The organism is Desulfofundulus luciae, from assembly GCF_030813795.1.
GTDB lineage: Bacteria > Bacillota > Desulfotomaculia > Desulfotomaculales > Desulfovirgulaceae > Desulfofundulus > Desulfofundulus luciae.
The window spans coordinates 1-18,132 of the sequence record NZ_JAUSUX010000037.1 but is presented as its reverse complement, the minus strand read 5'-3'; the positions used below and the strand labels follow the sequence as shown (position 1 = coordinate 18,132).

The following is an 18,132-nucleotide window of genomic DNA, read 5'->3' as shown; positions in this document are numbered from 1 at the left end:
GATGGACACCCTTGCCTTTGGCTAGCAGACTCGTGCTGCCTCGCCTGCAGTGGACTTTCACCACCAAGTTAACGCCCATGCCGGGCGCACATGAATAAAGGCCGGGCATTTCTCCCCGGCCTTTACTTTCCCGTAATTACCTGCGCTTACCGGCCCACTCCCGTTCCCGCAGCTCCACCCGCCTAATTTTACCGCTTATGGTTTTAGGCAGTGATTCCACAAATTCAACCTTACGCGGGTACTTGTAGGGTGCGGTAATCTTCTTTACATGCTCCTGCAGTTCTTTTACCAGATCATCGGAGGGCTGATAACCCGGTGCCAGTACCACAAAGGCCTTCACAACCTCGCCGCGAATCTCGTCCGGGCTGGATACCACGGCCGATTCGACCACCGCCGGGTGTTCCAAAAGGGCGCTTTCCACTTCAAAGGGACCAATGCGATAACCTGCGGCCAGGATTACGTCATCGGCGCGTCCCACAAACCAGAAGTAGCCATCCTCGTCCCTGTATGCCCGGTCACCGGTGAGGTACCAGTCACCACGGTATACACTGGCCGTTTTTTCGGGATTCCTCCAGTACTCCTTGAAGAGCCCCACCGGACGTTCCGGTTTTACCCTTACGGCCACATCTCCTTCAGTGTTGGGCGGCAGGATATTGCCTTCCTCGTCAATAACCTGGACGTCAAAGCCGGGGGACGGTTTACCCATGGAGCCGAAACGGGGCTCAATGCAGGGGAAGCTGCCACACAGCAGCACCGTTTCGGTCTGGCCGTAACCATCACGGATGATCAAACCGGTAGCTTCTTTCCAGATTTCAATGACCTCCGGGTTCAGGGGCTCACCGGCACCCACACAGTGGCGCAGGGTGGGGAACTTGTACTGGCTCAAATCTTCCAGCACAATCATCCGGTAGTTGGTCGGCGCTCCGCAAAGGGTGGTGATGGGATATTTCTGCAGTAGCTCCAGGGTTTTCTTGGGGCTGAAACGGGAGGTATGGTGAACAAATATGGCCGCTCCCATATTCCAGGGACCGTAAAAGCTGCTCCAGGCCGCCTTGGCCCAACCCGTATCGCTTAAATTCCAGTGCAGGTCATCCGGGCGCAGGTCCAGCCAGTATTTTCCAGTAACGATATGCCCAATGGGGTAGCTGGCATGGGTATGCACCGTCATCTTTGGATAGCCCGTAGTTCCCGAGGTGAAGTACAAAATGGCGTTATCATCACTCCTGGTATTTACCGTGGTAAAGTCGTCGCTGGCCCCGGCCACGGCTTCCCTATAATCCAGCCAGCCCTGCCGGGGCTCACCAACGATAATGCGGGACTTTACCGTGGGGCATTCTCCAACAACCTCGTCTACCTTGGGAGCATTATCGTTGTCGGTGATGACACAAACCGCTTCCGCCGTCTCCAGACGGTACTTGATGTCCTTGGCGGTAAGCTGGGTGGTGCCGGGGCTAATTACCGCACCCAGGCGCAGGCAGGCCAGGTTGATCTCCCACCACTCGATCAAACGGGGCAGGATGACCACCACCACATCGCCCTGCTTTACCCCCTGTTCCCGGAGGACGTTGGCCGCCCGTTTGGAAGCCCTGGAAAAGTCAAAAAAAGTCTTACGCACCTCGTTGCCCTCATCGTCAACCCACAGCATGGCCAGTTTGCAGGGATCCTGGGCCCACTTATCAATGACATCCCGGGCAAAGTTAAAATATCCGGGCTTTTCCCATTTAAATTCCGCATAGGTTTTATCATAATCCACCATGTTGTGCTGGCTCAACTTTGCTTCCTCCTTTAATGGATTACCGGCCTCGTACCGGGGTACCCCCGTTTTCAATTGAACCGGTCGCGGGACTGCCAGCGCCAATCCCGCGACCGTACCCTCTTGAGGGATTGTGTCGTTGCATTTGCTCCAAAACCATACCAGCCCGTAAGGTCGCTCTTAGGCCCCTGTCACCCCCTCCCGCCGATTGCCGAAAATTCCACCATGCAAAAATTAAGCCTAAATTCTGATTTTTACCTAAATAGTTTGGTTAACTGGCAAAAGGAAACCGGTATCCAAAGGACCCACGGGTCAAAATTTTTGAACGTATAGCCGCAAAATTCGTGGGCTATACCCCCAAAACGAGCTATCGTGTGTAAATTTTAATAGACATGTTTTTGAGCGTATCCAAAGAAAAAGATTTACCCCTGTGCCGTTTTGGCCGCCACTATGGCCTTAACCTGCTCCACAGCGCCAATATCTTCAAGACCCGTGATATCCCCCTTTATTTCCCCACCGACGACAATTTCCTTGAGCAGCCGGCGCATGATCTTGCCGCTGGGAGTTTTGGGCATTACCGGGGTGAAGTAAATGGCACCGGGAGTGGCAATTTTACCAATGTTTTCAACCACCTTATCTTTAATGGCCTGTTCCATTTCGGGACCGGGTTCATAACCCTGCCGGAGGGTGACAAAGGCCACGGGGATTAATCCTTTAATGGGATCTGGAGCACCAATCACCGCCGCTTCGGCTACCCCCTCGCACTCAATAATGGCACTCTCCATCTCCATGGTGGAAAGGCGGTGACCGGCCACGTTAAAAACGTCGTCAATCCGGCCGGTAACCCAGAAGTGGCCGTCACTATCCTTGATAGCGGCATCATTGGTAAAATAACAGCCTTCTACCTGGCTGAAGTACTCCCGGATGTATCTTTCCGGCTCCCTCCAAATGGTCCGAACCATCATGGGAATGGGCCGGGTGATGATGAGGTTGCCGGGCGTTTCAGGGGGCACGGGTTTACCATCTTCATCCAACACATCCAGCCGGGCACCCAGGAACTGGATGCCACAGGAACCGGGTTTCATGGGGGTTACCCAGGCTGCTCCGGCCAGAGGACAACCGGCGGTTTCCGTCTGGCCCCAGGTATTATTGATGTACATGCGCTTTTGGCCCAGCTTTTCATAGGCCCAGTGCCAGGCTTCCGGGTTAAACGGCTCTCCCACCAGGGAGAGAACATCCAGGCACGAAATATCGTAAGGTTCCATCCAGCTTTCCCCGTACCGCATGAGCATCCGGATGGCGGTAGGTGCGGTAAAAAGCTTATTCACCCGGTACTTGTCAATGATCTGGTAGAACCGGTCTTGTCGCGGGTAATCCAGAGCCCCTTCGTAAAATATGGTAGTCACCCCGTTGGACAGGGCGCCCACAATTCCCCAGATATGCATGGTCAGCCAGCCGATGTCGGCCGTACACCAGAACATATCGTTGGGGTGATGGTCCATGTGGAACTTGGCGTAAATATAATTGTTTACCACGAAGGCCACGCTGGAATGAACAATACCTTTAGGTTTGCCGGTGGTGCCGCTGGTGTAAAACACCAGTCCCGGTTCATTGGCCTCCATGGGTTCCGGCGGGCATTCCAGGCGGGCTTTGGCCATTAATTCATGCCACCAGTAGTCCCGCCCTTTTTTCATGATAATCTCGGAACCGGTGCGCTTGACCACCACCACGGCCTTGATGCTTTCCATACCATTGATTGCCTCGTCCACCTTGGGCTTTAAAGGAACTTCCCGCCCGCGACGGTAACCACCGTCGGCGGTGACAATTACCTGGGGTTCATAATTGATGAGCCGGTCCCGCAGGGCACGCACGGAAAAACCGGAGAAAATGGTATTAAACAGCACCCCCAGGCGGTAGCAGGCCAGTACGGCTATAACCGTTTCGGCCAGGTTGGGCAGGAAAATAGCCACCCGATCCCCTTTTTGCAACCCAAAACCCTTTAAAACATTGGCAAATTTACATACTTCGCTATAGAGCATCCGGTAGGTATAGAATTTGGTCTGGTAGTTTTCCCCTTCCCAGATCAGGGCCAGCTTGTTGTCGGCACCCTGCTCCAAATGCCGGTCGATGAGGTTGTAGCAGGGGTTGGTTACACCACCCACAAAAAACTTAAAATAAGGCATTTTACCTTCCATGACCTTTTCCCAGGGCTTGATCCAGTAGAGCTCGCTGGCCACATCAGCCCAAAAACCTTCGGGATCCTCCCATGATCTGCGGAGCAGGGCATTAAAGGCGTCCACACTGCCCAGAACTGACTTTTTTACTTTTTCGGGATCCGGATAGTAAAGTTTGCTTTCCTTAATCATTTTCAACTCTTCAGGTTTTACTTCTGCCATGTACCCCCATACCCCCTGTTGGTTTCTTGCACCCGAAACCCCCGGTAGGAAGATAAAAGCCCCGCTCAGCTCAAAAACTAAATTCACCTCCAGTCCTTAAAAATTTATTTTCCCCAACCGGTGTCCGGGCACCTTAAAAAAATTTTTAACTCCCTTTGCTTTCCCACCATTTGCTTAAAGGATCGTGAAGGCTAAACCCTCCATCGGGATTCCGCCGCACCCGCCCGACCCGGACCAGTTCCTGGAGCAGCTGATCAATTAATTCCTCATCAAGCCCCAGGTGTTCGGCCAGTTCGGAAATGTTCCCGGAAGCCCGGCCGAGCAACCGGATAACTGCTTCCCCGGCTGCTTTTTTCTGCCGGCGGGTCAGAGGACCGCCGGGCGGTACAGTCTTTTCGCGAATCCTGCGAACCATCTCTACCTCCCCCCGATAGACGCACTTACCTGGTTATCAACACCCCAGGGCCCGGGCAATAACCAAACGCTGAATCTCCGAGGTACCTTCCCCAATCTCCAGCAACTTGGCATCCCGCAGGTGGCGTTCAACCGGAAACTCCTTCATATAGCCGTAGCCACCGTGAATTTGAATGGCGTCCAGGGCGGCCCGGGTGGCCATTTCAGAAGCAAAAACCTTGATCATGGCCGCTTCCTTGGTGCAGGGCCGGCCCTGATCCCTTAACCAGGCAGCCTTCAGGTACATATTTCGGGCCACTTCAATGTTGGTGGCCATATCGGCCAGTTTAAAGGAGATGGCCTGAAATTTGGAGATGCTTTGCCCAAATTGGATTCTTTGCTGGGCATAGATCAGGGCGGCATCCAAACAGGCCTGGGCAATACCTACCGCCATGGCCCCAATGGCAATGCGCCCGCCGTCAAGCACCTGCAAAAAGTGCTTGAAACCCTGGTTTAACTGGCCCAAAAGATTTTCTTTGGGTATCCTCACATTGTCAAAAAACAACTCCGTGGTGTTAGAACCGGACATGCCCAACTTTTCATAACCGGCTTTAATAGTTAAACCGGGAGCATCGGTGGGTACAATAAAGGCGCTGATGCCTTTTTTCCCCTTCGTCCGGTCGGTAACGGCCGTAATGGTAACAAAGCGGGCATAACTGGCGTTGGTTATAAAACATTTGGAGCCGTTGATCACCCATTCATCTCCCTGGAGTACCGCCGTGGTCTGGGTCCTGCCGGCATCCGAGCCCGCATTAGGCTCAGTAAGCCCAAAAGCCCCTAGACATTCTCCCCGGCACAAAGGAGCCAGGTACTTCTCCTTCTGTTCCGGGGTACCAAAGAGATAAATAGGCATGCAGCCAAGGGAAATGTGCGCCTCATAGGTAAGACCGGTGGAAGCGCAGGCCCGGGTGATCTCTTCTAAGGCCAGGCAGTAACTAACATAGTCCCCCCCGGCACCTCCGTATTCCTCGGGAAAGGGCAGCCCCATGAGATCCATTTGGGCAAGCTTTTTTATTATATCCAGAGGGAACTGTCCACTCCGGTCAATCTCTTTTGCCCTGGGAAGTATTTCTTTTTGCGCAAAATCCCGCACCACCTCCCGGATCAGCTGCTGATCCCTGGTGAGGTCGAAATCCATCGTTTCACCCCTCCCGGAAGATTTTTCACTGGTCCTGTTGCCCCCTAAAAAGGTGACGGGCACGGTAAAAAACCACACCCCTTTCCGGCCTGATTGTCACCCGGCAAATTCCATTAGCAAATTGACCGCAACCAGCCGGGTTTTTAGCTGCCAATAACCGTAAAATGGGGTTGAGAATACAAAATTAAGGCTCTAACAGCACACCTTCTTTGCATTTACCCCGGAGGTGTTACCAAACTTAACACGAGCAAGGGTTATTACCGGCGGTGCCCCGGGCATTTTCCGGGAGGGGGAAGGGTAATAGCCAGGGAAGGGTGAAAGGCGGCAATGGGGGCGGCTGTTTAGATTACTGTATCTATTAATTTACAATAAATTGTATTTAACTAACTTTTTATACAGGCCCGGGCGGGATATCCCCAGCAACTGGGCAGCTTTGGCCTTGTTTCCTTTACTCTCGGCCAGGGCCTGCAGAACAACGGTTTTTTCTACCTGTTCCATAATTTGGGCCAGGGTTTTCCCCTGCCTAAATGCTGCCGTCACCTGGCCAGGAAACCCTTTTTCACCGGGCAACCGGTTTTCCCCTGCCAGAGCATACAGGTGGGCGGGCAAATGGTGCGGTTGAATAACCTTATCTTTATCCACCAGGTTAAAAGCTCGCTCCAAACAGTTCTCCAGTTCACGCACATTTCCCGGCCATGGATAATGCAGAAAGGCGGTCATTACTTCCGGGGCCACTCCACTTACTCCGGCCCCAAAGGAGCGGTTAAACTTTTGGATAAATGTATCCACCAGCAAGGGGATATCTTCCTTGCGTTCCCTTAAGGGGGGAATGTGTAAATTAATCACGTTTAAACGATAAAAAAGGTCTTCCCGGAACTTTTTACATTTAACCATTTGTTCCAGGTTAACATTAGTGGCTGCCACTACCCGGACATCAACGAAAATAGTTCGCCGGCTGCCCAGTTTCTGGATCTCGCGTTCCTGCAGGAAACGCAAAAGTTTGGCTTGCATGGCACAGGAAAGTTCAGCCACTTCATCTAAAAAGACCGTACCCCGGTGAGCCAGTTCCAGTTTGCCAACCTGTCCCCCCTTACGGCAGCCGGTAAACGCTCCTTCTTCATAACCAAAGAGCTCCGACTCCATAAGAGTATCGGGAATAGCCGCACAATTTATTTTCACAAAGGGCCCTGCCCGCCGCAAACTGGCCGCGTGCAGTGCCCGGGCAAACAGCTCTTTCCCGGTACCACTCTCACCGGTAATGAGTACGTTGGAATTGCGGGGAGCTACCTTGAGCAGGGTTTCCTTGAGGTCAAGCATTTGGGGACTCAGGCCGACAATATGATCCGCCGCAAAATGGGAGAGTTTCGGGGAGTGATGTCTCACTGGTTACCACCGGCCCTTCCTGACCTGAATAGAAAGATTAAGAGGCGTCAGAGCAGCTGGTTGGCTGGCGGGAAAGAGAAATGAATTGTTTAACTTCTCTTAATATTGTAACAACTTATCCCCCGGGTGTAAACTTAAAAAGCAAAGGCCATCCACCGGGGGACGGCCCTTGCGTGCGTTCAGGCGGTTTTTGCCCTGGCCAGATGCCGGCTCAAAGCTTCCTGGTAGAGTTGTAAATATTCAACTGCGGAACGGGCCCAAGAAAAGTCCAGCTCCATAGCCCTCTTTATCAGTTGTCTCCACTCGTCCGGTTGTTCAGTGTACAGAGAGAGAGCCCGCTGGATGGCGTGGTACACAGCTTCTCCTTCATATTCTGAAAAGACGAAACCATTTCCGGAGCCGGTGGCCGGATTGTAATCGTGGACAGTATCGGCCAGCCCCCCGGTTGCCCGGACAATGGGAATAGTCCCGTAACGCATGGCAATCAATTGCCCCAGGCCGCAGGGCTCAAAGCGGGAGGGCATCAAGAACATGTCGGCACCGGCATAAATGCGCTGGGCCAGAATGGCGTTAAAACCGATGTAGACACCGGCTTTTTCGGGGTAACGATTGTGGATATCCCTGAACATATCTTCATAGCGCCGGTCACCGCTACCCAGAACCACAAATTGCACGTCATGGGAAAGCAACCGGTCGGCAATCTGGGCAATCAGGTCGAGCCCTTTTTGCTCCACCAGGCGCGAGATCATCCCCAGCACCGGGACATCCCTTACGGGCAGATTCATTTCTTTTTGCAGGGCGTATTTGTTTTCTTTTTTATTTTCAATGCTGTTCTGGTCGTAGTTCCGGTGAATACGGGGATCGGTTTTGGGGTTAAATTCATGGTAATTTATGCCATTAACTATCCCGTACAGATCGTGGGAACGTTTGCGCAGCAGGCCATCCATCCGCTCCCCCAGCTCCGGTCGCTGGATCTCGGCTGCATAAGTTTTACTAACCGTGTTAATGACATCGGCATACAATATGCCCATTTTCATATAGCTGACCGTGCCGTAAAACTCAAGCAACTCGGGAGTAAAATACTCCTCCCCCACCCCCAAAAGCTTTAGAGTCTCCCTGGGGAAGTTGCCCTGATATTGCAGGTTGTGGATGGTAAAAACCGTTGCCACACGGTTGTAAAACGGATCCTGCGCGTAGCGAACTTTCAGGAAAAAGGGGATGGGTCCGGTCTGCCAGTCATTGCAGTGGATGATATCCGGTTGCCAGCTGAGGCGCGGCAACATTTCCAGCACAGCCCGGCAGAAGAAAGTAAAACGTTCGGCCTCGTCGGGGAACATGTACATGCCGTCGCGGTAGAAGTAATGGTGATTATCCACCAGGTACACCGGGATAATGCGGTGCTCCCCCTGGTAACAGGCTTCGATGGTACTCTCCCGGATGATGGCCGTCTCAGCCCGGCTGTTGAAAAACACTGGAAAATCCATGCGGTAGGTGGCCTTTTCAATTCCCTTGTAATGGGGCATGGCTACCCGCACATCGTTCCCGAGGTTATCATTACCCACGGTAGCCAGGGCTTTGGGCAGGGAACCGGCTACATCGGCCAACCCCCCCGTCTTGGCAAAGGGAACCACTTCGGATGAAACAAGCAAAATCTTCAGCGGCCGATCAAACATACTGTACTGCCTCCCTTTCTCCCCCGGCATAAACCGGAGGCGGGCAGGAGACTTCCTGTTCCCGCAGGATCTCCGCCGCCAGTTCCGGTGGCGTGGGGTTAATGTAAAAACCCGTACCCAGTTCAAAGCCGGCCATTATGGTTAGACGGGGTAGGATTTCCAGATGCCAGTGGTAATGAATCGTATCCGGCTCATTTACCGGGGCGGTGTGCAGAACCATATTGAAGGGCTGGCCACCCACACTTTGCCGCAAGCGCAACAGGGTGCTGCGCAACACCCGGGCCAGGTCGCGAACCTGTTCCTCCCTGATGCTGGCAAAGTCATGCTGGTGTTCCCGGGGTACAATCCAGGTTTCAAAGGGAAACCGGGAAGCAAAGGGGGTAAAGCTGATGAATTTATCCGTTTCAACAACCACCCGCTGCCGCTCGGAAACTTCCTGGACCAGTACATCGCAAAGAACACACCGACCGGTAGACCAGGCGTAATCCTTAAAGCCCCGCATTTCCTCCTGTATATCCACCGGAACCATGGGCGTGGCTAAAATCTGGGAGTGGGTGTGCTCCAGCGAAGCTCCGGCAGTCTGGCCAAAGTTTTTAAAGATTTGGATGTATTTAAGCCGGCTATCCCGGCGGAGATCCAGGGAGCGCTGCTGCCAAGCCCAGATAACCTCCTCCAGCTGGCGCTCATCCAGAGCATCCAGGTAGGCTTCATGATCCGGGGCCTCCACCACCACCTCATGGGCACCCAGGCCATCCATTACCTCGTAGACCCCATGACGGCGCACACCGGTTTGAGCCTCGATGCGAACTGCCGGAAACTTGTTCGGAACCACCCTTACCCACCAGCCTGGGGTATCCGGCGATGTGTTCCTTTCCCGGAAGGCCAGGACCTCCGGGGGAGTATCTCCTTCATGTCCCGGACACAGGGGACATCGTCCGCCCTTTTTTTCGTCTTGCGGTACCTTGAAGTCGCAGGGACGTTTGCCTCTTTCGGTGGCAATGACTACCCAGCGTTTCACCAACGGGTCCTTTCTCCATTCGGGCACTTCCTTTCCTCCCCTCGCAAAGTATGTCAGTTACTGCAACACGGCTCGAACCATGTCTTCCAAGGATTCCTCTTTATCCCGGCGTTCATCGATGGTGATGGACGTCACTACCCGCATGACGCCGTCGTTAAAGGGGGTCCGGTGCATTTTTTTCACTGCATCCAGCACCCGGTCCAATTCCCCTTCAATAATGGTAGACATGGGTGTTACCTGATGCTTGAGATCCGGCTCCCCCTTTAGCACCTCGTAGCAATGGCTGATATAACTGCTGATACTGGGATTATCGGTGCCCATGGGCATTACACTTACTTCCACTATAGCCATGTTTTTCTTCACTCCCTTACGCGGTAAATTCTAATGTAAAATTACCGCAAAGGGTTTCTTTTTATACAATTAGACGGCAATATTTTCGTGGGGAGCAGGAAAGTAGCGGTAAAAATCGAAATATGCTTTAGAGCAAGCAAAAAGGGGTTGGGTAAAAGTGCCCAGGGAATTGGTAAGCATCAAGGGTACCCGGGAAGGCCTGGTTATCCTGCTCGATCCCAACCGGGAGTTTGAAGATATCAAATTACACTTGAAACGAAAAATGGAGTCTTCCCGGGGCTTTTTCCGGGGTGCGCGCTTCACCGTTTACGGGCAAACGATCACTGGTTATCAGCGTACCGAACTGGAAAACATTTGCCGCCAGTACGGGTTAATTCCCTCGCCGGACATATCCTGGCCCTTTGAAAAAAAGTTTGAACAAGAAAAAGCCGCTTCCCCGGGGGAACCGGCCCGGCTGGTGCAATGCGCTTTACGCTCGGGCCAGGAGATACGCCACCGGGGCAGCGTGGTAATTGCGGGCAACGTCCACCCCGGAGCCCAGGTGATTGCCGGTGGCAGTGTCATCATCATGGGCAACTGCCGGGGAACAGTCCATGCCGGAGCAGGGGGCAACAATACGGCCACCATCACGGCCCTAAAGTTCCAGCCGATCCGTCTATCCATTGCCGGGGTAACCGCAGACCCTGCCACTATCCCGCAAAGTAGCCTTTTCCCTTTAACTGCCAGACTGGAAAAGGGCAGGATCATTTTTGACTCCTACCGCAGCAAAGCTACACTGCCCGATTTTTTAAACCTTTTCCCGGGCTAAAAGGTAATATGTGGTCAGCAAGCCAACGGTGGACTTGGCGTCACAAATTTCCCCCCGCCAGAGCATGGCCAGGGCTTCGTCCAGGGATACCTTCACCACCTGGACGAATTCGTCTTCATCCGGATGCCGGCCTTCCTGGCTCAAATCCCGGGCCAGGAATAAATGCATTTTTTCGCTGGTAAATCCCGGGGTGGAGTAAAAGCTGCACAGCGGCTGCCAGCGTTTCGCCCTTAGCCCGGTTTCCTCCGCCAGTTCCCTTTGGGCACACTGCAAAGGTTCCTCCCCATTTTCTATTTTACCGGCAGGTATTTCCAAAAGTTCCTTACCCACGGGATAACGGTATTGCCGGACCAGGAAAACTTCCTTTTTTTCATTCAGGGCCACGATGGCTACAGCCCCGGCATATTCCACCACTTCCCGGGTGCCGGTGCGACCGTCGGGCAGGAGCACCGTATCCACCCGCAGATTTAAGATTTTTCCCCGGTAAACCACCCGGGAATCCAGCTTCTTTTCGATTAATGCGGACACTTTTTATCCCCTTCCTAACGGTTTTTTTCATACAGCTACAAGCCTTCTCATTTTCCCCAAAACAAGACCGGGCAAAAGGGCGTAGTCCTCGGTAGGCAGGTGGCGGGAAGCTGAAGCATCAAAGAGAACATTCCCCGAGGGAGGAAATTCTTCATCTCCCAGCCACAGGATAAAGGCTATGGGTATTTTTGGTAATACCGGTACACTCACAGCCACGTCCCCCATTTCCACCCGCCTCCCCCCTAACATTTCCGCAGCCCGCACCAAAAGTTCCGGCTTACCTCCGAAGATACCCACCAGGGGGCGCACCGCACGGTTGTTAAAGGGGCCGATATAAATAAATCCGCCGGGCAATTCCTGGAAGGAAATTAATCGCCCTTCCACCTGGGCCGGACTGGCCTTGGCGAGATAATGCAACAGGGTAATCTGTACTTCCTTGGGTACTTCTGCCCCGCCGGCTGCATCTATAACCTCACCACCGGGGTATTTTACCAGATAGTACGAGCCAAGAAAGGGCACTATGAATTCCGCTGTTTCCGGCCGGTAAGTTACGGCTGCGTTAAAAGCCATGCTTTCCGGCTCCCGCAGGGCAAATTCCTCCTTTGCCTGCCGGTGGGCAGGCTCAAGGTTCATCCAGGCCAAGATAATCCCCTCCCGAGAAAGTATCACCGCTTTAAACAGGCTTCGTCGCAAACGGAAGCTTTTCCTCCCCCAAAATGATCGAATTGCTGAAAGTCGGCAGGGTACTGTCGCCTTAATGGTAAATATGTCAGTACAACCGTTATGACAAGGGTGCGGCGCTGTCCGGAGCGAACGACGCAGCACACGCCGGTAACAGCACCCGGTGAACCCAGCACTCACTGGCAATAAAGCTCTTTCCAAGCCTGCTGTGACAAGATAGTAAGTTGTAATCTTTCCAGTATAGCATTTTCAGTGAGTGCTGGGCGGCTCGGCTCTCGAGGACGCATGATGAACTACCCGGAAGAAGACCTTTTAAGACATATTGTTTCAAGAGGTAACAACAAAGAATGATTAGTGGCGGGCAATCCGCAGAAGCCAGCACTCACTGGCCATAATGCTCTTTCTAAGCCTGCTGTAACAAAATAGTAAGTGCAGAGCTTTACAGTATAACTTTTTCGGTGAGTGCTGGGCGGCCCGAAACGAGCCGCGGTGCGCATCTTACGCGGAGCACTGGAGTGAGCGGGGACCCAGCACTCACTGAAATATTAGCTCTTCCCAAAACCTGATGTATCAATTAAACCTGAAACACCGGGAGCAGAGTCATATTTAGGTGTGCTGGGCCGCATCCAACCGGCTTTACTGAATATTTACCCTTAATGTATATCTGAAACTATTCTGTACAAGATCTAAGTGAGATACTTTTCTTTTGGAGGTGTCCGGCCATGGACCTTGTTCACTGGGAACCATTTTACGAGCTTCGCCACCAAATGAACCGGCTTTTTAATAGCCCCTGGTTCCGGGGGGTGCCGGGTTTTTGGGGCCCTGAAGGCGTCAGTCCCCGGGTGGATATTTACCAGACCGACCAGGAGGTTGTAGCCACGGCCGAACTGCCCGGGATAGCTTCCAAGGACGACCTGCAGGTAACTCTTACCGAAAATACCCTGAACATTAAAGGGGAGTTTAAGAAGGGTACCGAGGAAAGACAGGAAGGTTACTACCACAGCGAACGCTATTACGGCACTTTCAGCCGCACCCTGCCCCTGCCGGTGGAAGTAAAACCCGATCAGGCGAGGGCCAGCTATAAAAACGGTATTCTGGAGGTGCGCATTCCGAAAAAAGAACCCGGCAAGGGAAATATTTACCGGGTAGACGTCCAATAGCAAACAAATCGTCCCACGGCACCGCAGGAACTATGCAAAACCCGGCAAATAATAGCCGGAGCCTGAATTAGGAGGCTCCGGCTTGCTATTATATACCTCCGTTGGCATATATTTTTAATGCTTTTACGGGACAAGCTTGATACAATTTTTTGGAAGAGTTAAACCAAAGGAGGTAGTCATGTTTAAAGTTTAGGAAAAAACTTATCTTTATAGCAATGTTAGCCCTGTTGGTTAGTAACATTACCTGCGTTGTATACCGGCCTGCGGGTTTGACTGGAACTGCGACGGCGGCTTTCCCCGCTACCTTTCCTACGACCTGGCCATGGAAGTCACCCGCTGGTACGGAATACCCATCAATTGGGAGACGAGGGCTCAGGTTCCCTACTTTAGGTACATTGACGAAAACAGTTCCCGCCACGAGGTGTGGTTTGAGAACGCCAGCAGCTGGGCAGGTAAGCTGGATTTGGTTGCCAAATATAATCTCAAGGGAGCGTCCATCTGGCGCCTGGGAATGGAAGACCCCGACAGCTGGAGAGTAATTGGTGACAAATTTACCATTGAAAAGTGACTACCACGGCCCGGACCCACGGGCTTTTTTTCTAACCAATTTAAGAAAGGATTTCCCGTGCTCAAAGAGAAATATTAAACATACCATAATGAAAAGTGTCATTTTTTACCGGATGAAGGAGAGAGCATGATTTGGCTGCCCGGGTTGGCATTCCCTGTTCATTGCTGTACTTTCTTTACTACCCGACCTGGAAAACCTTCTTCAACGAACTTGGGGCTCAAGTAATCCCTTCCGGAAACACTACCAGGGAAATGCTTGATCTGGGAGTGAAGGAAGCCCTGGCCGATGCCTGTGTGCCCATTAAACTGTACTTCGGTCATGTGCGGGCCCTGATCGGCCGGGTTGATTATTTATTTATCCCGCGGCTGGTCTGTTTAAACAAGGAAACAACCTACTGCCCTAAATTTCTGGGACTACCCGATATGATCCGGCATTCTTTTAGAAAAATCCCCCCGCTCATTGACGTACGTATAGACGTACGGGAAGGATGGAACGCCCTATCAAAAGCCTACCGGCAAGCGGGGCTGGCCCTGGGTGCCGCCCGGGGAGCCATCGCTCTTGCCTACCGCAAGGCCATGGCCGTGGAACGCCGGTTTTTCTCCCTGCTACAGGAAGGCTGGCAACCTCTGGAGGCCATGCAGATTTTAAATACGGGCATCCGGCCCCAAAAACAAAAAGGCCGGCTGGTTTTTGCCGTACTGGGTTACCCTTATCTCATTTACGATCAGTACATCAGTGTGGGCTTGCTGGGCCGGTTAAAAAAAATGGGGGTAGAAGTGATCACTGTGGAAAACCTGCCGCCCCGGGCGCTGTACAGGCAAAACGACTACCTGGACAAACGCCTGTTTTGGACCCTGGGGGACCTGGTTCTACGGGCGGCCCATTATTTTCTCCGGCACACAAGAATCGACGGGATTATACACGTGACGGCCTTTGGCTGCGGACCCGATTCACTGGTGGGCAAGTTCCTGGAGATGGCTGTCCACGAACACCAAACCGTCCCTTTTATGAGCCTGTCTATCGACGAACACAGCGGTGAAGCCGGTATTGCCACCCGGCTGGAGGCCTTTGTGGACATGGTATGCCGCAAAAAAGAGGTGTGTCTCTAGTGCCCAGAGTTACTTTCCCCCACGTGGCGGAATCTTATCGCAGCTTTAAAATGCTCATGGAAGATCTGGGTAACGAGGTCATCCTCCCTCCCCGCCCCAGCAAGCACACCCTGGACCTCGGGGTACGCTACGCCCCGGAATTTGCCTGTTTCCCGGTGAAAATACTCCTGGGTACTTATCTGGAAACCTGCCCGAAAGGGGTGGAGCTTATCGTCACCAGTGGCGGGGTGGGACCCTGCCGTGCCGGTCATTACGCGCAGCTACACAAAAAAATCCTTCACTCCCTGGGCTACCCTGTTGATATTGTTGTTTTTGAACCGCCACGGCTTTATCCCCTGGACTTTTTGCATAATATCCAGTTACTGAATCCCCGGCGCATGTCTTACCGGGCCATTTACGAGTGTGTCCGGCGAGCCTGGCGCAAACTCCAGGCGCTGGACAATGTAGAAAAACTAACCCACAAAGTACGCCCCAGGGAAACCATCCGGGGTGCCACCACCCGCACTTACCGCAGGGTGCTGGAATGGATAGACAGGGCCTACAGCCTTGGGGAAATTGAGGAAGCCGAACAAAGTGCCCTTGAAGAACTGCAAAAGGTGCCCCAGGATCCAAACCGGGATGTCTTAAGGGTGGGTATTGTGGGCGAAGTATATGTCCTCCTGGAACCGGCCAGCAACCTGGAAATTGAAGAAATCCTGGGGAACCTGGGGGTAGAGGTGGAAAGATCTTTATTTTTAACCGGCTGGACCAGGGACAACACCTGGGCAGAAACCACCGAGGGCCTAACGGTGAAAGAGGCCGCCATGCCTTACCTGCCCGAGTTGCTGGGGGGGCACGGCCGGGACTCCATTGGCAACACGGTGCTTTATGCCAAACGGGGTTTTGACGGGGTCATTCAGCTCGCCCCCTTCACCTGTATCCCGGAGATTGTAGCCCGCACCATTTTGCCTCGGGTAAGCGAAGAACACAATATCCCGGTGCTGACTTTCTTCCTGGATGAACAAACGGGCAAGGCAGGCATGACCACCCGGCTGGAGGCCTTTGTGGATTTAATGCGGCGCAAAAAAGCCGCCCGCCGCCCGGCATAAGACCGGTAACCCGGAAAAATGGTGACGTCACGGCTCACGGAAGTAACCTCGTCTCTTGAAAAAGCATCATCCCCAGTCTATTATGCAGCAGGAAGGGAAGGATATGAAAGCTTACCTGGGTATAGATGTGGGTTCGGTAAGCACCAACATTGTGATTTTGAGCGAGGCCGGAGAAGTCCTCACCGGCCTTTACTTGCGTACCCGGGGCCGCCCCATTGAAGCCATCCAAACCGGTTTAAAGGCAGCCAGGGAGAGCCTCAAACCGGGCGTGGAAATAGCAGGTGTCGGCACCACCGGAAGCGGACGCTACCTGGCCGGCGTCATGGTGGGGGCAGACGTGATCAAGAACGAAATCACCGCCCATGCCGTGGCCGCCTCAATGCTGGTGCCCGATGTACAGACGGTCCTGGAAATAGGCGGACAGGATTCCAAAATCATCATCCTGCGCAACGGCGTGGTGGTGGATTTTGCCATGAACACCGTCTGCGCTGCCGGTACAGGTTCCTTTTTGGATCAACAGGCTGCCCGGCTGAATATCCCCATCGAGCAATTTGGCGAACTGGCCCTGCAATCAACTAACCCGGTGCGCATTGCCGGTCGCTGTACGGTATTCGCCGAGTCGGATATGATCCATAAACAACAAATGGGCCACGCCCTGCCGGATATCATTAACGGTTTGTGTGAAGCCCTGGTGCGCAACTACCTGAACAACGTGGGCAAGGGCAAGGAAATTCTGCCCCCTGTGGTGTTCCAGGGAGGAGTGGCCGCCAACATCGGTATTAAGGCCGCCTTTGAACGGGCCTTGGGCATGCCCGTGCTGGTACCGGAACATCATAAGATCATGGGTGCTATCGGCGCCGCCCAGCTGGCTGCCGAGAAGATGGCCGGAACCGGCCAGACCGGGTTTAAAGGTTTTGGTATTACGGAACTACCCTATCATACGAGGAGTTTCGAGTGTGACGGTTGTCCCAATGCCTGCGAGATTGCCGAGATTTATGAAGAGGACAGGGTTATCGGTCGCTGGGGTGCCCGCTGCCCCCGCTGGGACGTAATCTAGAGAGGAGAAAGCCCCTTGTCGCCAGAAGTAGCTCTAGTTGTAACCTGGTTACTGCTGGGATTGATGGTGGGCAATGGTCTATGGGTGGCCCGGGATGCCCGGCGCCGGGGCAAACCTCTGGGAGAGGTCATTGCCTGGGGTTTGTTTTCCATCGCCTTCTTTGGTATCGGGCTGACGCTGTACCTGATGTGGGGCCGCCACCTGCCCTCCGAAAACAACGACCGGGAAAGATGATCTCCCGCTGTTATCAAGAATCAGGTTGCCAGGAGCCCGGGGTTAACCTTTTAGGGTGATTCCCGGGCCGTGCGGTATTTTTTATATTTTTCATGGCTGGTGCCTGCCTGTTGTAAAGGTAAATGTTCAGCAAAACCGTTATGGACAGGATGCGGTGCGCATCTTTCGCGAAGCAATTGGAGTGAGCGAGGACCCAGCACTCACTGGGATACTAGCTCTTCCCAAAACCTGACGTGTCAATTAAACCTGAAACACCGGGAACTGAGCCAAATTTGGGTGAGTGCTGGGCCGCATTCAACCAGGTTTACTGAACATCTACTTGTAAAGTGCCGTCTACCCTTTTGTATACTAACGTAGACTATTTACATCTTTTAGAGGCAATTCACTATCCCTTGACGGTACTTTTTTTTGCAAAAGCCTGCTGTCGCGCCGCATACACGGCAAATCGGCAAAATAGTCAGTTTTGGCGCAACTTTGCGACAACTATCCCCGCAGCTCTCTTCCCCAATTCCTTTTTTATATTTGGTACAAATTTTGCTTTGCCTGATGTTAGGCGACTCGTGTGGTGAAATGGACAAACATATACAAGTGGCACGTCAAGTTGGACAGGTACAAAATGGAGGGGGATAAACTTTGGGTGAAACGGTCATCGTCAGTGCAGCCAGAACGCCTTTTGGAAAGCTGGGCGGGGTTCTGGCACCTCTCACTGCCGTCCAGTTGGGGGGTATGGTGAT

At 53.1% G+C, this 18,132-nt stretch carries 17 protein-coding genes; 7 read left to right on the top strand and 10 right to left on the bottom strand.

Annotated elements, in window-relative coordinates:
- Positions 1–136: 136 nt before the first annotated feature.
- The 8 genes from J2Z49_RS13910 to J2Z49_RS13875 form a co-directional block, all read right to left on the bottom strand.
- The gene (locus J2Z49_RS13910) at positions 137–1,756 is read right to left on the bottom strand and encodes an AMP-binding protein (protein WP_307403666.1); all 1,620 of its coding nucleotides are present in this window, start codon (positions 1,754–1,756) and stop codon (positions 137–139) included.
- Positions 1,757–2,175: 419 nt separating this feature from the next.
- Positions 2,176–4,149, bottom strand: coding sequence for an acetate--CoA ligase (gene acs, locus J2Z49_RS13905; protein ID WP_307403661.1), 1,974 nt, complete (start codon positions 4,147–4,149; stop codon positions 2,176–2,178).
- A 145-nt stretch (positions 4,150–4,294) separates the two neighbouring features.
- Positions 4,295–4,564, bottom strand: a complete 270-nt coding sequence (locus J2Z49_RS13900; RefSeq protein WP_307403659.1) for a FeoC-like transcriptional regulator — start codon at positions 4,562–4,564, stop codon at positions 4,295–4,297.
- Between the two features lie 36 nt (positions 4,565–4,600).
- Positions 4,601–5,740: an acyl-CoA dehydrogenase gene (locus tag J2Z49_RS13895; protein ID WP_307403657.1), complete on the bottom strand. Its 1,140-nt coding sequence runs from the start codon at positions 5,738–5,740 to the stop codon at positions 4,601–4,603.
- Between the two features lie 363 nt (positions 5,741–6,103).
- Entirely contained in the window at positions 6,104–7,123 is a 1,020-nt protein-coding gene (locus J2Z49_RS13890) for a sigma-54 interaction domain-containing protein (RefSeq protein ID WP_307403655.1), read from the bottom strand.
- 179 nt (positions 7,124–7,302) lie between these two features.
- On the bottom strand, positions 7,303–8,796 hold the full coding sequence (gene glgA, locus J2Z49_RS13885; RefSeq protein ID WP_307403653.1) for a glycogen synthase GlgA: 1,494 nt from the start codon (positions 8,794–8,796) through the stop codon (positions 7,303–7,305).
- Positions 8,789–9,841, bottom strand: a complete 1,053-nt coding sequence (gene galT, locus J2Z49_RS13880) for a galactose-1-phosphate uridylyltransferase (RefSeq protein ID WP_307403651.1) — start codon at positions 9,839–9,841, stop codon at positions 8,789–8,791. Before galT ends, glgA begins: the two co-directional genes overlap by 8 nt.
- Positions 9,842–9,871: 30 nt before the next feature.
- Positions 9,872–10,165 carry an MTH1187 family thiamine-binding protein gene (locus J2Z49_RS13875; protein WP_307403649.1) on the bottom strand — a complete coding sequence of 98 codons (294 nt, stop codon included), beginning with the start codon at positions 10,163–10,165 and terminating at the stop codon, positions 9,872–9,874.
- A gap of 157 nt (positions 10,166–10,322) precedes the next feature.
- Between J2Z49_RS13875 and J2Z49_RS13870 the strand changes: the two genes are divergently transcribed.
- Positions 10,323–10,973, top strand: a complete 651-nt coding sequence (locus J2Z49_RS13870) for a septum site-determining protein MinC (RefSeq protein ID WP_307403648.1) — start codon at positions 10,323–10,325, stop codon at positions 10,971–10,973.
- Here the strand turns inward: J2Z49_RS13870 and J2Z49_RS13865 are convergent.
- Positions 10,953–11,501: an NUDIX domain-containing protein gene (locus J2Z49_RS13865; RefSeq protein WP_307403646.1), complete on the bottom strand. Its 549-nt coding sequence runs from the start codon at positions 11,499–11,501 to the stop codon at positions 10,953–10,955. The genes J2Z49_RS13870 and J2Z49_RS13865 overlap by 21 nt on opposite strands.
- 27 nt (positions 11,502–11,528) lie before the next feature.
- On the bottom strand, positions 11,529–12,134 hold the full coding sequence (locus J2Z49_RS13860; protein ID WP_307403663.1) for a DUF3786 domain-containing protein: 606 nt from the start codon (positions 12,132–12,134) through the stop codon (positions 11,529–11,531).
- Between the two features lie 770 nt (positions 12,135–12,904).
- On the opposite strand from J2Z49_RS13860, the gene J2Z49_RS13855 reads away from it, so the two are divergent.
- The 6 genes from J2Z49_RS13855 (at position 12,905) to J2Z49_RS13830 (ending at position 17,398) form a co-directional block, all read left to right on the top strand.
- Positions 12,905–13,342 carry an Hsp20/alpha crystallin family protein gene (locus J2Z49_RS13855; protein WP_307403644.1) on the top strand — a complete coding sequence of 146 codons (438 nt, stop codon included), beginning with the start codon at positions 12,905–12,907 and terminating at the stop codon, positions 13,340–13,342.
- 322 nt (positions 13,343–13,664) lie between these two features.
- Complete coding sequence (locus J2Z49_RS13850) at positions 13,665–13,910, top strand: glycoside hydrolase family 18 protein (protein ID WP_307403642.1); 246 nt, start codon at positions 13,665–13,667, stop codon at positions 13,908–13,910.
- A 131-nt stretch (positions 13,911–14,041) separates the two neighbouring features.
- Positions 14,042–15,019 (top strand): acyl-CoA dehydratase activase-related protein, encoded by a 978-nt coding sequence (locus J2Z49_RS13845; protein WP_307403640.1) that lies wholly within the window; start codon positions 14,042–14,044, stop codon positions 15,017–15,019.
- Entirely contained in the window at positions 15,019–16,107 is a 1,089-nt protein-coding gene (locus J2Z49_RS13840) for a CoA protein activase (protein ID WP_307403638.1), read from the top strand. The genes J2Z49_RS13845 and J2Z49_RS13840 overlap by 1 nt, the downstream gene beginning before the upstream one ends.
- A gap of 103 nt (positions 16,108–16,210) precedes the next feature.
- Positions 16,211–17,164, top strand: a complete 954-nt coding sequence (locus J2Z49_RS13835) for an acyl-CoA dehydratase activase (RefSeq protein ID WP_307403636.1) — start codon at positions 16,211–16,213, stop codon at positions 17,162–17,164.
- Positions 17,165–17,179: 15 nt separating this feature from the next.
- A complete protein-coding gene (locus tag J2Z49_RS13830) occupies positions 17,180–17,398 on the top strand; it encodes a hypothetical protein (protein WP_307403634.1) in 219 nt (72 codons plus the stop codon).
- Positions 17,399–18,132: the final 734 nt, after the last annotated feature.

What these genes read in the sequence shown, in the direction of transcription:
- J2Z49_RS13910 (WP_307403666.1), bottom strand. Translation starts at nt 1,756, where the DNA reads ATGGTGGATTATGATAAAACCTATGCGGAATTTAAATGGGAAAAGCCC.
- J2Z49_RS13850 (WP_307403642.1), top strand. Translation starts at nt 13,665, where the DNA reads ATGGAAGTCACCCGCTGGTACGGAATACCCATCAATTGGGAGACGAGG.
- glgA (WP_307403653.1), bottom strand. Translation starts at nt 8,796, where the DNA reads ATGTTTGATCGGCCGCTGAAGATTTTGCTTGTTTCATCCGAAGTGGTT.
- acs (WP_307403661.1), bottom strand. Translation starts at nt 4,149, where the DNA reads ATGGCAGAAGTAAAACCTGAAGAGTTGAAAATGATTAAGGAAAGCAAA.
- J2Z49_RS13855 (WP_307403644.1), top strand. Translation starts at nt 12,905, where the DNA reads ATGGACCTTGTTCACTGGGAACCATTTTACGAGCTTCGCCACCAAATG.
- J2Z49_RS13900 (WP_307403659.1), bottom strand. Translation starts at nt 4,564, where the DNA reads ATGGTTCGCAGGATTCGCGAAAAGACTGTACCGCCCGGCGGTCCTCTG.
- J2Z49_RS13875 (WP_307403649.1), bottom strand. Translation starts at nt 10,165, where the DNA reads ATGGCTATAGTGGAAGTAAGTGTAATGCCCATGGGCACCGATAATCCC.
- J2Z49_RS13835 (WP_307403636.1), top strand. Translation starts at nt 16,211, where the DNA reads ATGAAAGCTTACCTGGGTATAGATGTGGGTTCGGTAAGCACCAACATT.
- J2Z49_RS13860 (WP_307403663.1), bottom strand. Translation starts at nt 12,134, where the DNA reads ATGAACCTTGAGCCTGCCCACCGGCAGGCAAAGGAGGAATTTGCCCTG.
- J2Z49_RS13895 (WP_307403657.1), bottom strand. Translation starts at nt 5,740, where the DNA reads ATGGATTTCGACCTCACCAGGGATCAGCAGCTGATCCGGGAGGTGGTG.